The sequence below is a fragment of the Kingella sp. SNUBH-2017 genome (assembly GCF_028680565.1).
GTDB classification, from domain to species: domain Bacteria; phylum Pseudomonadota; class Gammaproteobacteria; order Burkholderiales; family Neisseriaceae; genus Kingella_D; species Kingella_D pumchi.
This window is the reverse complement of record NZ_JAPHVK010000001.1, coordinates 26,552-40,349: the sequence shown is the minus strand read 5'-3', so window position 1 is coordinate 40,349 and position 13,798 is coordinate 26,552. Positions and strand designations below refer to the sequence as shown.

Here is a 13,798-nt window from a genome sequence, read left to right as displayed (position 1 = left end):
GGTTTTGCGGTTTTCAGGCTGCTTTTTTGTTGTGTGAATGCTGTTAGCAGAAGTCGGCGGCGGCGCTTTGCTGCAGGCGGTAGAGCAAATCGAGCGCCTGGCGCGGGGTGAGTTCGTCGGGTTTGAGCGCGGCGATTTCCTGCAGCAGGGGATGTGCGGTGTTGTCGTCGGCGCCAGCGGTTTTCAGGCTGCTTTGCTCGGCGGCAGGCGGCGGGGCGAACATATCAAGCTGCGGGCGGTGGGCGCCGGACTGGGCTTCGAGCGCTTCGAGATGTTTTTGCGCGGCTTTGAGCGCGGCGGCAGGCAGGCCGGCGAGTTTGGCGACGGCAATGCCGTAGCTTTTCTCGGCGGGGCCGGCTTCGATGTGGTGCAAAAACACGATGTCCTGCCCTTCTTCCAGCGCGCTCAGGTGCATATTGACGGCGGCGGCGTGCTGCTCGGGCAGGCGGGTCAGCTCGAAATAATGGGTGGCAAACAGGCTGAAGGACTGGTTTTTCTGCAGCAGGTGTTCGGCAACGGCCTGCGCCAGCGCCAGTCCGTCGAAGGTGGACGTGCCGCGGCCGACTTCGTCCATCAGCACCAGCGACTGCGCCGTGGCGTGGCGCAGGATGTAGGCGGTTTCGCTCATTTCGACCATAAAGGTCGAGCGGTTGGCGGCCAGATCGTCGGACGCGCCGATGCGGGTGAAAATCTGATCGACGGGACCGATGCGGGCGGCGTCGGCGGGGATGAAGCTGCCGGTGTGCGCCAGCAGCACGATGTGGGCGACTTGGCGCATATAGGTGGATTTTCCGCCCATATTGGGGCCGGTAATCAGCATCAGGCGGCGGCGCTCGTCCAGCCGCGTGTGGTTGGGCGTGAAGCGGGCGACCTGCATTTCGACCACCGGATGGCGGCCGTTGTCGATTTCGATGCAGGGGTAATCGACAAACTGCGGCGCGCGGTAGTCGTGCTCGACGGCAAAACGGGCAAAGCAGCACAGCACATCGAGCGTGGCGGCGGCCTTGGCGCTTTGCTGCAGCAGCGGCAGCTGTTCCTGCAATTCCTGCACCAGCGCTTCGTAGAGCCGTTTTTCCAGCGCCAGCGCCTTTTCCTGCGCGTTTAGGACTTTGTCTTCAAATTCTTTAAGCTCGGGGGTGATGAAGCGTTCGGCGTTTTTCAGGGTTTGGCGGCGCTGGTAGTCGGCGGGGGCGTCGGCAGCCTGAACTTTGGACAGCTCGATATAAAAGCCGTGCACGCGGTTGAATTCCACTTTCAGGGTGGACAGGCCGGTGCGCTCGCGCTCCCGCGCTTCCAGCGCCAGCAGAAATTCGTCGCCGTGGTTTTGGATGCGGCGCAATTCGTCGAGCTCGGTGTGAAAGCCGTGGTTGATGACGCCGCCTTCGCGCAGCCACACCGCCGGCTCGGGCAATATGGCAGCCTGAAGGCGCTGGGCAACGGTTTTGCCCTGCGGGAAAATATCGGCCAGAGTGTCTAAAAGACTGCTTTCAGGCAGCCTTAACTCGGCCAGCGCCAGCAAACTGTCGCGCAGGCCGGACAAATCGCGCGGGCGGGCAGTGCCGACGGCAATGCGCGCGGCGATGCGTTCGATGTCGGCAATATTTTTCAGGCTGCCCTGCAGCGCGGCGTAGTCGTTTTGCAGCGCGGCAACAGCTTCCTGGCGGGTGCGGATGCGGCCGCGGTCGCGCAGCGGATGGTGCAGCCATTGGGCGAGCAGGCGGCTGCCCATATTGCCGGCGCAGCGGTCGAGCACCGAAAACAGCGTCGGCTCTTTTTTGCCACCGAGCGTGGCGGTGATTTCGAGATTGCGGCGGGTGGCGGCGTCCATGCCGATGTATTGCGCTTCGGTTTCCAGCGTCAGGCTGTCTAGATGCTTGGGCAGGCGGGTTTGGGTGTGGCAGATGTAGTTCAAGAGCGCGCCGGCGGCGCCGATGGCATCGTCGTGCAGCCCCATTTCCAGCCCGAAGCCGCGCAAGTCCTGGCTGGCAAAATAGCCGGTGAGCAGGGCAAAACCGCTGTCGGCGGCAAACTGCCAGGCGTGCAGGCGGGTAACGGGGGTGTTTTCAGGCAGCCTGAAAGCGTCGGCATCATCGTCCGGCAGCAGCACTTCGGCCGCCTGCAGCCGCGCCAGCTCGTCGGCCAGCCGCGTGGGGGTGGTGGTTTTAACCTTAAACTCGCCGCTTTGCAGCGATACCCAGGCCAGCGCGATGCGGTTTTTGTATTTTTTGTGGCGGAACACCGCGGCGGTGCGGTTGGTTTCCTTGTCTTCGAGCAGCGCCGAATCGGTGAGCGTGCCGGGGGTAACGATGCGCACCACTTCGCGCGCCATCGGCCCCTTGCTCGCGCCGACTTCGCCCACCTGCTCGCAGATGGCGACGCTGCGCCCCATCTTCACCAGCCGCGCCAGATACTGCTCGACCGAATGGTGCGGCACGCCCGCCATCTTCACCGGCTCGCCGTTTACCTGGCCGCGGGTGGTCAGGGTGATGTCCAGCAGTTTTGCCGCTTCGACGGCATCGTCGAAAAACAATTCGTAAAAGTCGCCCATGCGGTAAAACAGCAATTTGTCCTGATGCTGCGATTTGATGTCGAAATACTGCTGCATCATCGGGGAAACGGCGGATTTGGCGCTCATCTTCAGCTCGCGGTGGGGAAAACGGCGGATTATAGCAAGCGGCGGCGGCAGCCGCTGCGGCGAAGGCAGCCTGAAAGCGCAACCGCACCTTTCAGGCTGCTTTTTTGCCGCGCGACTGCGGCGGCGGCGGTTTTTTGCCAAACAGCTTCTTAAGCTATAATCGCTGCCTTTTGTTTCGGAGCGATGCCGATGAAATTCACTCGTTTGCTTCTGCCGGCGGCCGCGGCGCTGCTGCTGGCAGGCTGTTTCGGCGGCGGTGGCGGCCGCCACCGTCCGGGTAGCGTGCCGCAGCAGCCGCAGACGCCCGCGCAGCCGGGCGGGGCGGCGGTGCCCTCCGGCCGGCCGCAGGCGGCGGGTACCGTGCACGCGCCGTCCGGTAGCGGCGCTTCTTACCGCGCGGTATCCTTTGCCGAATTGCCGCAATGGAGCAGCCAGCCCTTTTCAGGCAGCCTGAAATCGTTCCGCCAAAGCTGCACCAAGCTCGCCGCGCGGCCGCAATGGTCGGCCGTCTGCACCCAGGCGCAGCGCACCGGCGCCAGCGACGCCGAAGCGCGGCAGTTTTTCGAGCGCTATTTCACCGCCTGGCAGGTGAGCGGCAACGGCCGGCTCGACGGCACGGTTACCGGCTACTACGAGCCGGTGCTCAACGGCGACACCCGCATGAACGGCCGCGCCCGCTATCCGATTTACGGCCTGCCCGCCGATTTGGTCAGCGTGCCGCTGCCCGCGTCGCTGCGCGGTTCCAAAGCCGTGGTGCGCGTGCGTGCCACCGGCAGCGGCAGCGGCCAGATCAGCCCGAGCGGCAGCCACACCGCCAATCTGGCCGATTTTCCGATTACCGAGCGCAGCAGCAGCCTGAAAGGCCGGTTTGAAGGCGGCCGCTTCGTTCCTTATTACACCCGCGCCCAAATCAACAGCGGCGCCATCAACGGCCGCGCGCCGGTGCTGGCCTACGCCGACGACCCGATCGAGCTGTTTTTCATGCACATCCAGGGTTCCGGCCGCCTGCGCACGCCCGACGGCCGCTTTGTGCGTCTGGGCTTTGCCGACAAAAACGAACACCGCTACGGCTCCATCGGCCGCTATATGGCCGACAAAGGCTATCTGCCGCTGGGGCAGACGTCGATGCAGGGCATCAAGCGCTGGATGGCCGCCAATCCGGGCAAACTCTCCGAAGTGCTGGCGCAAAACCCCAGCTATGTGTTTTTCCGCCAACTGCCGGGCGACGATTCGGGCCCCTTGGGCGCGCTGGGCGTGCCGCTGTCGGGCGGCTTTTCCGGTGCGGTGGACAAACGCTACATCACGCTGGGCGCGCCTTTGTTTGTCGCCACCGTCCACCCCGAAACCCGCCGCGGTCTCAACCGCCTGATTGTGGCGCAGGACACCGGCTCGGCGATCAAAGGCGCGGTGCGCGTGGACTTTTTCTGGGGCTACGGCGACAACGCCGGCCAGAGCGCCGGCAAGATGAAAGACAAGGGTTATGTGTGGATGCTGCTGCCCAACGGCATGCTGCCCGAGTACCGCCCCTAAACTTTAAGGCTGCCTGCATCCGCGCAAGGCAGCCTGAAAAACGCAAACGGCACATAAAACCGAACACAGGCGGCGGCCGCGCAAACCTGCCCCGGTCCTAGGGTACGCACCGCGCACCAAACACACCCAAACCGAACAAATGGTGCGCAGTGCGCACTCTACCGCCGCTTGGTTTGCCAAAGCAGCCTGAAAAATTTTCGGTCAGTTATTCAGTTATAAAGCTCAACGGGCGGCGGCAAAACATCCACCCTAATTCATCCGGCCGTAGGGTGCGCACCGCACACCAGAACATACCCAAACCAAACAAACGGTGCGCCGTGCGCACCCTACCGCCGCTTAGGTTTGCCCCAAGCAGCCTGAAAACGCGGCGCGCTTGTCCGAACCAAACAAACGGCCACCGTGCCAACAATACCCAACAACACAACGACAACACCAACCACCCCATGATTTCAATGCTGCTCAAAGGCATAATGGTTTCCGGCAGCCTGATTGTCGCCATCGGCGGACAGAATGCCTTTTTACTCAAACAAGGGCTGCTCAAACGGCACGTTTTCTCGATTGCCACCATCTGTTTTCTCTGCGACGTCGTGTTGCTTTCCTGCGGCGTGCTCGGCATGGGCGCGCTGATCGGCGGCAGCCCGCATCTTTCGGCGCTGCTCACGCTGCTGGGCGCGCTGTTTCTGCTGGCCTACGGCGCCCGCTCGCTGCGCGCGGCGCTCAGCGGGCAGTCGGCGATGAGTGCCGACGACGATAAAACGCCCGCCGGCAGCCTGAAACAAACTATCCTGGCCACGCTGGCGATTACCCTGCTCAATCCGCACGTTTATCTGGATACCGTGGTGCTGGTCGGCGGCATTGCCGCGCCGCTGGCGGCGGATGAGAAACGGTGGTTTCTCGCCGGATCGCTGCTGGTGTCGCTGCTGTGGTTTTACGGCGTGGGCTACGGCGCGCGCCTGCTGCGGCCGCTGTTTGCCAGCCGCCGTGCGTGGCAGTTGCTCGAAGTGGCGGTGTGCGCGCTGATGTGGACGCTGGCCTTCGGCCTGCTGCGCCATCTGTTTGCGGTCTGGCCGCAGTAGCCGTCTGCCCGCCGCCTGTTTTCCCGCCTCGATATTTTGTTCCAAGCCAAAGCAGCCTGAAAGCGCCAAAGCCGTTTTCAGGCTGCCTGAGACCTTTGCAAAATACCTCTCTTCACCTTTTCGCTGACAGCCGAAACCCAAACACAGGTTTTCGGCTGTTTTTGTTTCAAATATCCACTGATTCTACTCAAATACCCCCCCTTAATCCCCCTTGGATACCTGATTATCAGGCATCCGGGCCGCCTTTTAGGCGGCAGCAGGCACACTTAGCCTGTTAGCCGCTTTCAACAGGTTTAAACACATCGCCTTCAGATGGCTTTGCGCACTCACTTTGAGCAGACCAAAATAGGCTGCCCGGGCGTAGCGGAATTTACGGTGCAGCGTACCGAAGCTTTGTTCGACCACATAACGGGTTTTCGACAAATATCGGTTACGTTTGGTTTGCGCTTCCGTCAGCGGACGGCCGCGGTGGTCTCGAAGGTAACGGGTTCTTTGACGGTTCAGGTACTGTTCGATCGGTTGCCAATCAATCACCTAGTCCAACTTCAATAGTGGGAAACGGTCGATGTGTTTGGCAATCATGGCTTGTGCGGTTTGCTGGAAGAAGGTGCTCATGGAAAATCCCCTAAATGTCTTGGTGGTAATTTAGGGGATTTTGGGGGGGATTTTGCAAAGGTCTCGATGTGTAATTGAACTTACGCCACGAAATCCAAACCTATGTCCAGCGATCGGCTGCTGTGAGTCAGATAGCCGAGGGCGATGCCGTCCACGCCGGTTTGCGCTACGCGCCTCAGGCGGTCGAAGCCGATGCCGCCCGATGCTTCGCAATAGATGGTGTGTGGGTGGGTGGTTTGCGTGTGGCAGCGGTTTGCCGCTTCTTTCAGGGTTTCATCGTCCATGTTGTCCAGCAAAATCCGTTCCGCGCCCGCCGCGATGGCTTCGTCCAGTTGTGCCAACGTGTCCACTTCGATTTCCACGTAGGTCAACGGTCCTACCGCCTGTTTTGCCTGCCGAACTGCTTGGGCGATGCTGTCGCAATAGGCGAGGTGGTTGTCTTTGATGAGTGCGGCGTCGTCCAAACCCATGCGGTGGTTCACGCCGCCGCCCGCCCTGACGGCGTATTTTTGCAGGACGCGCAGCAGGGGGATGGTTTTGCGGCTGCACACGATGTCTGTACCGTATTCGGCGACTTCGGCAACGGCAAGCGCGGTGGCTGTGGCGATGCCGCTTAAGTGCGTGAGGTAGTTGAGCGCGGTGCGTTCGGCGGCAAGCAGTGCGCGGGCGTTGCCTTCGACGGCGGCAAGCGTCTGACCTGCGCGGACGGCTTGCCCGTCTTGGATTTCGGCTTGAAAGCGGACGGACGGATCCATCGTCTGAAAGGCGAGGCGCGCCAAGTCCATGCCGGCGATGACGCCGTCTTCGCGGCTGACGAGGAAGAGTTTGGCGGTTTTGTCGGGCGCGATGACGGCGGCGGACGTAATGTCGCCGCGCCTGCCCAAATCTTCGCTTAGGGCTTGTTCGACTATGGGACGCAACAGGTTGTCAGGCAGGGGGAAGAGGGTGTTTTCAGACGACATGGGGTTTCCTTTGTTGAAAAAGATTGATGTTGCACCGATGGGGCAAAACTTCATTTTATAGTGGATTAACAAAAACCAGTACGGCGTTGCTTCGCCTTAGCTCAAAGAGAACGATTCCCTAAGGTGCTGAAGCACCAAGTGAATCGGTTCCGTACTATCTGTACTGTCTGCGGCTTCGTCGCCTTGTCCTGATTTTTGTTAATCCACTATAGGTCGTCTGAAAACGGGCTAACGGCTGCCCAGCGGCAGTCCGATGTCCGAAATCAGCCTGTCGGGCAGGACGTCGTCGCGGAAGCGGTAAAGCTGCGCGGGACGGCCTTTGCTGCCCGATACGCCGGTATCCGACGGCTCGATGAGGTTTTGCTGCTGAATTTGGCGGCGGAAGTTTTGCTTGTGTAGTAATCTGCCGCTGATGGCTTCGACGCTGTTTTGCAGTTGCAGCAGCGTGAATTCGGGCGGCATCAGTTCGAAAATCACGGGGCGGTATTTGATTTTGGCACGCAGGCGGGACAGGGCGGTTGCTAACACGCGGCGGTGGTCGTGGCGCATGGGCTGCCCCGTGAGCGCGAAGTCGAAGTTTGCCTGCGGCTCGGCGGCTTCCACTATCAGGCCGCTTTCATACAGCATTTCATAGCGTTGCAAAACGTATTCTTCCGACCAGTTTTCCAGTTCGACCCCCCAACACAAATGAATGCGCTTGAGCCGCTTTTGGCGGACTTCCTCCGTGTCCGCCGAGTTTGCCCAAATGCGCAGGCGGCTGACGATGGCGTCTCGCTGCCCGCCGTCGGTGCGCAAGTCTTCCCACGGGAAATAGTCGTAGCAGTCCTGCCATTTCGCGTCGGGATGCAGGATGCTGTCGGCTGCCTCGTGCACCAGCCCCAAGTAGCTGACGTACAAGACGGGCATGCCGTGTTCGTTGCGACGGTGGGTATCGACAAAGGTGTAAAGCTGTTCCACATAGCCCATAGGCTGCGAAGTCTGCTTGGCGACCCACAGCTTTACGCCTGCCTGCAGGGAATTGCGCAGAGGGGAGAGCGGGCCGTTGGGCAGGAGCGTGCCTTGGGCGACGGTCAATACCCGCAGGCCGCCATCGGTAACGGCAATCAATACAGGAACCAGCTCGACGATGCTTTGCGGCGGGGCTTCGGCTTCGGAGTAGGCGTCCATGCTCGGCTTTCTGCGGGTGGGAAAGGTTTTATTGTAAACCAAAGCGGTTTGTCGGAACGAAGCGGGTCGGTTTTGCGGTATCGCAAACCTGTTTTCAGACGACCTTGCATATTATACTCAAATTGAGCATAATATAAAACAGTTTGAAAAACAGACGGCAAACCTTCATGTCGTCTGAAAACCAGCTACAAGGAAACATCATGCAAACCGCCACCCGCCGCTCGTTCGACTACGATATGCCCCTCATCCAAACGCCGACTTCCGCCTGCCAAATCCGTCAGGCGTGGGCGAAGGTTGCCGATACGCCCGACCGCGAGACGGCAGGTCGTCTGAAAGACGAAATCAAGGCTTTGCTGAAGGAGAAAAACGCGGTTTTGGTGGCGCATTATTATGTTGATCCGCTGATTCAGGATTTGGCTTTGGAAACGGGCGGATGTGTGGGCGATTCGCTGGAAATGGCGCGCTTCGGTGCGGAACATGAAGCCGGTACATTGGTGGTAGCGGGCGTGCGCTTCATGGGCGAGAGCGCGAAAATCCTCTGCCCTGAAAAAACGGTGCTGATGCCTGATTTGGAAGCGGAATGTTCTTTGGATTTGGGTTGTCCGGAAGAAGCGTTTTCGGCGTTTTGCGACCAACACCCCGACCGTACGGTGGTAGTGTACGCCAACACTTCCGCCGCCGTGAAAGCGCGTGCCGATTGGGTGGTAACGTCTTCGGTGGCGTTGGAAATCGTGTCGTATCTGAAATCGCGCAGTGAGAAGTTGATTTGGGGGCCCGACCGCCACCTCGGCGACTACATCCGCCGCGAAACGGGCGCGGATATGCTGTTGTGGCAGGGTTCGTGCATCGTCCATAACGAATTCAAAGGGCAAGAACTGGCGGCGTTGAAGGTGGAACATCCCGACGCGGTGGTGCTGGTTCATCCCGAATCGCCGCAAAGCGTCATCGAACTGGGCGACGTGGTCGGCTCGACCAGCAAACTGCTGAAAGCCGCCGTATCGCGCCCTGAAAAGAAATTCATCGTGGCAACCGATTTAGGCATCCTGCACGAAATGCAAAAGCAGGCGCCCGACAAAGAATTTATCGCCGCACCGACGGCGGGCAACGGCGGAAGCTGCAAAAGCTGCGCGTTCTGCCCGTGGATGGCGATGAATTCGCTGGGCGGCATCAAATACGCCCTGACAAGCGGACACAACGAAATCCTGTTGGACAGAAAGCTGGGCGAAGCCGCCAAACTGCCTTTGCAGCGTATGCTCGACTTCGCGGCAGGACTCAAACGCGGGGATGTGTTCAACGGTATGGGACCCGCCTGATTTGCCGTCAATATTGCCGTTTCAGACGACCTCACAAACAAGGACAACACCATGCAAACCGATTGCGACGTATTGATTGCCGGAAACGGGCTGGCGGCACTGACGCTCGCCCTGTCGCTGCCTGAATCGTTCCGCATCGTCATTTTGTGCAAGAACCGGCTGGACGACACCGCCAGCCGTCATGCGCAAGGCGGGATTGCGGCGGCATGGTCGGGAGAGGACGACATCGAAAAACACGTTGCCGATACCTTAGAAGCGGGCGCGGGTTTGTGCGACGAAGCCGCCGTCCGCGCCATCCTGTCGCAGGGCAAACCGGCAATCGAATGGCTGCTGGCGCAGGGCGTGGCGTTCGACCGGAATCATAACGACCTGCACCTGACGCGCGAAGGCGGGCATACCTGCCGCCGAATCGCCCACGTCGCCGACTACACGGGCGAAGCCGTCATGCAGAGCCTGATTGCCCAAATACGCCGCCGCCCGAACATCCGCGTTTACGAGCAGCAGATGGCGTTGGATATCCAAACCGAATCAGGCGCGGCGTGCGGACTGACCGTCCTCGACCGCCAAACGCAAGAAACCTACCGCATCCGCGCCCGCCATACCGTACTCGCAGGCGGCGGCCTCGGGCAAATTTACGCCGCCACCACCACGCCGCCCGAATGCACGGGCGACGCCATCGCCATGGCGATACGCGCAGGCTGTGCAGTCGAAAACCTCGAATTTATCCAATTCCACCCCACAGGCTTGGCAAGGCCGTCTGAAAACGGACGTACCTTCCTGATTTCCGAAGCCGTGCGCGGCGAAGGCGGCATTCTGACCAACCAAGCGGGCGAACGGTTTATGCCGCATTACGACCGCCGCGCCGAACTCGCGCCGCGCGACATCGTTGCCCGCGCCATCGCCGCCGAAATCGCCAAACAAACGCAAGATTTCGTCTCGCTCGACATCAGCCGCAAACCCGCAGAGTTCGTCCGTCAGCATTTCCCGTCCATCCATCGGCACTGCCTGTCCCAATGCGGTTTGGACATCACGCGCCAAGCCATCCCCGTCCGCCCCGTGCAACACTACACCTGCGGCGGCATCCAAACCGACCCCTGCGGCAGAACTTCCCTGCCGCAGCTCTACGCCTTAGGTGAAACCGCCTGCACAGGGCTGCACGGAGCCAACCGCCTCGCCAGCAATTCCCTGCTCGAATGCGTCGTTACCGCCAGGCTTGCCGCCCAAACCATCGCAGACGGACAAGCGTTCCAAACCGCACCGCCCCAAAGGTCGTCTGAAAACCCCTCCGCCGAAGCAGGCATCTTTTCAGACGACCTCCAAAACACATTCAGCCGCCCCGTCCTGCAAGCGTTCAACCAACGCCATCTCGGCATCCTCCGCAACGATACCGGCCTGCGCCGCGCCATCGCCCAACTGCGGCTTTGGAAGCAAAACCAAGCCGAGCCGCACACCGTGTCCGAATACGAAAACCGCAACCTGCTCGAATGCAGCCTCGCCGTCGCCCAAGCCGCATACGCAAGGCGGCAAAACATCGGCGCACATTTCAATACCGATTTGGCGGCATGTTTCAACTGGCAGGAGCGGGAAGTAGGCTGAGACCTTTGCAAAATCCCCCCAAATCCCCTAAATCACCACCAAGACATTTAGGGGATTTGGGGGGATTTTGCAAAGGTCTCTGCTTGTTTTTTGCTTTGGCAGGCAGCCTGAAAAGCGCTTGAAACCGGCTTTCAGGCTGCCTGCAGTCGGGTATGGTAAACTTGCCGCCTTTTTTTGCCGCCCGTTTTGCCGCCATGAACCTTCTTGCCGTTTTAGCCCGCTTAAGCAGTATGACGATGTTTTCCCGCGTATTGGGCTTCGTGCGCGATGCGGTGGTGGCGCGGATTTTCGGTGCCGGCGCGGCGATGGACGCTTTTGTGGTGGCTTTCAGGCTGCCCAATCTTTTGCGGCGGATTTTTGCCGAAGGGGCGTTTTCGCAGGCCTTTGTGCCGATACTGGCCGAATACCGCCACAACAAAAGCCCGGAAGCGACGCAGGCTTTTGCCCGCCATGTGGCGGGGATGCTGCTGCTGGCGCTGGTGCTGGTTACCGCTGTCGGCATTCTGGCGGCGCCGGCGGTGATTTGGACGACGGCCGGCGGCTTTGCCCGCGACGGCACGCGCTTTGAGCTGGCGGTGCGGCTTCTGCGGGTGGTGTTTCCGTATATCCTGCTGATTTCGCTGTCGTCTTTTGTCGGCAGCATACTCAACACCTACGGGCGCTTTTCGGTGCCAGCATTTACGCCGGTGCTGCTGAATGTGTCGTTTATCGTGTTTGCGGTATTTTTCGTGCCCTATTTCGACCCGCCGGTGATGGCGCTGGGCTGGGCGGTGTTTGTCGGCGGCATTTTGCAGCTGGTTTTCCAGCTGCCCTGGCTGTTTAAGCTCGGCTTTCTGAAAATCCCCAAAATCGACTGGCACGACGCGGCGGTGCGGCGGGTGGTGAAACAGATGCTGCCTTCGATGTTCGGCTCGTCGGTGGCGCAGGTGTCGCTGGTGATCAATACCGTGTTTGCTTCGTTTCTGGCGGTGGGCAGCGTGTCGTGGATGTATTACGCCGACCGCCTGATGGAGCTGCCTTCGGGCGTGGTCGGCGCGGCGCTCGGCACCATTTTGCTGCCGGGCCTCTCCAAACACGCCGCCAAAGACAATCCGGCGGCCTTCTCGGCGCTTCTGGACTGGGGGCTGCGGCTGTGCATGCTGCTGGTGCTGCCGGCGGCGGCGGGGCTGGCGGTGCTGTCTTTCCCGCTGGTGGCCACGCTGTTTATGTACCGCGAATTCGATTTGCACGCCGCGCAGATGACGCAGTACGCGCTGGTGGCCTATACCGTCGGCCTGCCGGCGATGATACTGGTGCGGGTACTGGCGCCCGGTTTTTACGCCCGCCAAAACGTGCGCACGCCGATGCGAGTGGCGGTGGTGTCGCTAATCGGCACCCAGCTCTTTAACCTGATTCTGGTGTGGCCGCTCAAGCATGCGGGGCTGGCGCTGGCGATTGCGCTGGGCGCCTGCATCAACGCTTCGCTGCTGTTTTTGCTGCTGCGCATCCGCGATCTCTACCGCCCGCAGCCGGGCTGGAAGCCGTTTTTGCTGCGCATCGGCGTGGCGGTGGCGGTGATGACCAGCGGCCTGGCCGCCGCGCAAATCTGGCTGCCGCTGCAATGGACGGGCGTGTCCGGCGCCTACCGCGCGCTGCAGCTGGCCGGCCTGCTGCTGCTGGCGCTGCTGCTTTATTTCGGCACGCTGGCTCTCGGCGGCATGCGGCCACGCCATTTCAAACGCACCGAAGTCGAATAAGGATGCCCGATACAAACAGGCAGCCTGAAAAGCCAAAACGCGGCGGCGGAACGAAGGGTTCCGCCGCCGTTTGGCTTTTCAGGCTGCTTTGGCTCTGAAGCAGCGCGCTACGGGCAACTTATGCCCGCGACGGCAAAAATGGCGGCAGCAAAGGCTTTCAGGCTGCCTTTGCCCGAAAGCAGCCTGAAAACTACCCTAGAGCAACAAACCAAATTGCCGTTGAAAGCGGCCGGCGAGTGTAATACCATAACGCCCGCACGGCCGCCGGCCGGCATTGTTTTCCCACCTTTTATGGAAAGAGACATGAAAAAACTGCTCCCCCTTGCCCTGATTTGCACCGCCGCCTTTGCCCACGCCCACGAAGTTTGGGTGAACGCCCCCGCCGAGCTGCCGGCCAAAAGCAGCCTGAAAGCCGAGCTGGCCTACAGCCACGACTTTCCGCATGCCGAAGCCATCCCCGCCGACCGTCTGCATATTTTCGCGCCGCTGCACATCACTTCGCCCGACGGCAAAACCGCTGCGCTCAAGCAGCAGGGCGAAAACTACCAATACGTTTCCGGCAGCCTGAAAAAAGGCAGCTACATCGTCAGCGCCACCTATAAGCCGACTTTCTGGTCGAAAGATGCCGCCGGCAAATGGGCGCAGAAAAATCTGGCCGAGCGCCCCGAAGCGGTGTCCTGCCAGCAAAGCCAGATGTTCGGCAAAGCGGTAGTGGTGGTGGACGGCGGCGCGGATGAAGCCGCCATCAGCCGCCCGGTCGGCCAGACTCTGGAAATCGTGCCGCTGGCCAATCCCAACAGCCTGCAGCCCGGCCAGGCCTTGCCCGTGCAGATTCTCTACCAGGGCGAACCGCTGGCCGGCGCCACCGTTACCGCCACTTCCGACACTTTCGCCGAGCGCGATTTGGCCGCCGCCCACGACCACCGCGAGCCGCAGGCTTTTTCCGGCCAAACCGACAAACAGGGCAAGGTCAATGTGCTGCCGCTGATTGAAGGTTTGTGGAAAGTGAAAGTGGTGCACAAAACGCCGTTTGCCGATGCCAAAGTGTGCCAAGAGTCCGCCGCCTACGCCACGCTGGTAATGCCTATCGGCAAAGCGCGCGCGCAGAGGCACGGCCACCATCACCACCACCCTCACTAATCGGCCGTGTAAAAAGGCAGCCTGAAAG

At 60.8% G+C, this 13,798-nt stretch carries 10 protein-coding genes; 6 read left to right on the top strand and 4 right to left on the bottom strand.

Annotated elements, in window-relative coordinates; all coding sequences use genetic code 11:
• Positions 1 to 43: 43 nt before the first annotated feature.
• A complete protein-coding gene (mutS, locus tag OP500_RS00185; protein ID WP_274069847.1) occupies positions 44 to 2,635 on the bottom strand; it encodes a DNA mismatch repair protein MutS in 2,592 nt (863 codons plus the stop codon).
• Positions 2,636 to 2,818: 183 nt separating this feature from the next.
• On the opposite strand from mutS, the gene mltA reads away from it, so the two are divergent.
• Together mltA and OP500_RS00175 are read left to right on the top strand one after the other, a co-directional pair.
• Positions 2,819 to 4,165: a murein transglycosylase A gene (mltA, locus tag OP500_RS00180; protein ID WP_274069846.1), complete on the top strand. Its 1,347-nt coding sequence runs from the start codon at positions 2,819 to 2,821 to the stop codon at positions 4,163 to 4,165.
• Positions 4,166 to 4,482: 317 nt separating this feature from the next.
• On the top strand, positions 4,483 to 5,241 hold the full coding sequence (locus OP500_RS00175; protein ID WP_274069845.1) for a LysE/ArgO family amino acid transporter: 759 nt from the start codon (positions 4,483 to 4,485) through the stop codon (positions 5,239 to 5,241).
• Between the two features lie 246 nt (positions 5,242 to 5,487).
• On the opposite strand, the gene OP500_RS00170 is transcribed toward OP500_RS00175, so the two are convergent.
• The 3 genes from OP500_RS00170 to OP500_RS00160 form a co-directional block, all read right to left on the bottom strand.
• Positions 5,488 to 5,775, bottom strand: coding sequence for a transposase (locus OP500_RS00170; RefSeq protein ID WP_443135134.1), 288 nt, complete (start codon positions 5,773 to 5,775; stop codon positions 5,488 to 5,490).
• 161 nt (positions 5,776 to 5,936) lie between these two features.
• A complete protein-coding gene (gene nadC / locus OP500_RS00165) occupies positions 5,937 to 6,818 on the bottom strand; it encodes a carboxylating nicotinate-nucleotide diphosphorylase (RefSeq protein ID WP_274069844.1) in 882 nt (293 codons plus the stop codon).
• 228 nt (positions 6,819 to 7,046) lie between these two features.
• Complete coding sequence (locus OP500_RS00160) at positions 7,047 to 7,985, bottom strand: NUDIX hydrolase (protein ID WP_274069843.1); 939 nt, start codon at positions 7,983 to 7,985, stop codon at positions 7,047 to 7,049.
• A gap of 200 nt (positions 7,986 to 8,185) precedes the next feature.
• Here OP500_RS00160 and nadA point away from each other — a divergent pair, with 200 nt between their 5' ends.
• From nadA to OP500_RS00140, 4 genes are all read left to right on the top strand, one after another.
• Positions 8,186 to 9,298 (top strand): quinolinate synthase NadA, encoded by a 1,113-nt coding sequence (gene nadA, locus OP500_RS00155; protein ID WP_274069842.1) that lies wholly within the window; start codon positions 8,186 to 8,188, stop codon positions 9,296 to 9,298.
• 51 nt (positions 9,299 to 9,349) lie between these two features.
• On the top strand, positions 9,350 to 10,894 hold the full coding sequence (gene nadB / locus OP500_RS00150) for an L-aspartate oxidase (RefSeq protein ID WP_238748628.1): 1,545 nt from the start codon (positions 9,350 to 9,352) through the stop codon (positions 10,892 to 10,894).
• A 194-nt stretch (positions 10,895 to 11,088) separates the two neighbouring features.
• Positions 11,089 to 12,630 carry a murein biosynthesis integral membrane protein MurJ gene (gene murJ, locus OP500_RS00145; protein ID WP_238748636.1) on the top strand — a complete coding sequence of 514 codons (1,542 nt, stop codon included), beginning with the start codon at positions 11,089 to 11,091 and terminating at the stop codon, positions 12,628 to 12,630.
• A gap of 303 nt (positions 12,631 to 12,933) precedes the next feature.
• Positions 12,934 to 13,770 carry a DUF4198 domain-containing protein gene (locus tag OP500_RS00140; RefSeq protein WP_274069841.1) on the top strand — a complete coding sequence of 279 codons (837 nt, stop codon included), beginning with the start codon at positions 12,934 to 12,936 and terminating at the stop codon, positions 13,768 to 13,770.
• Positions 13,771 to 13,798: the final 28 nt, after the last annotated feature.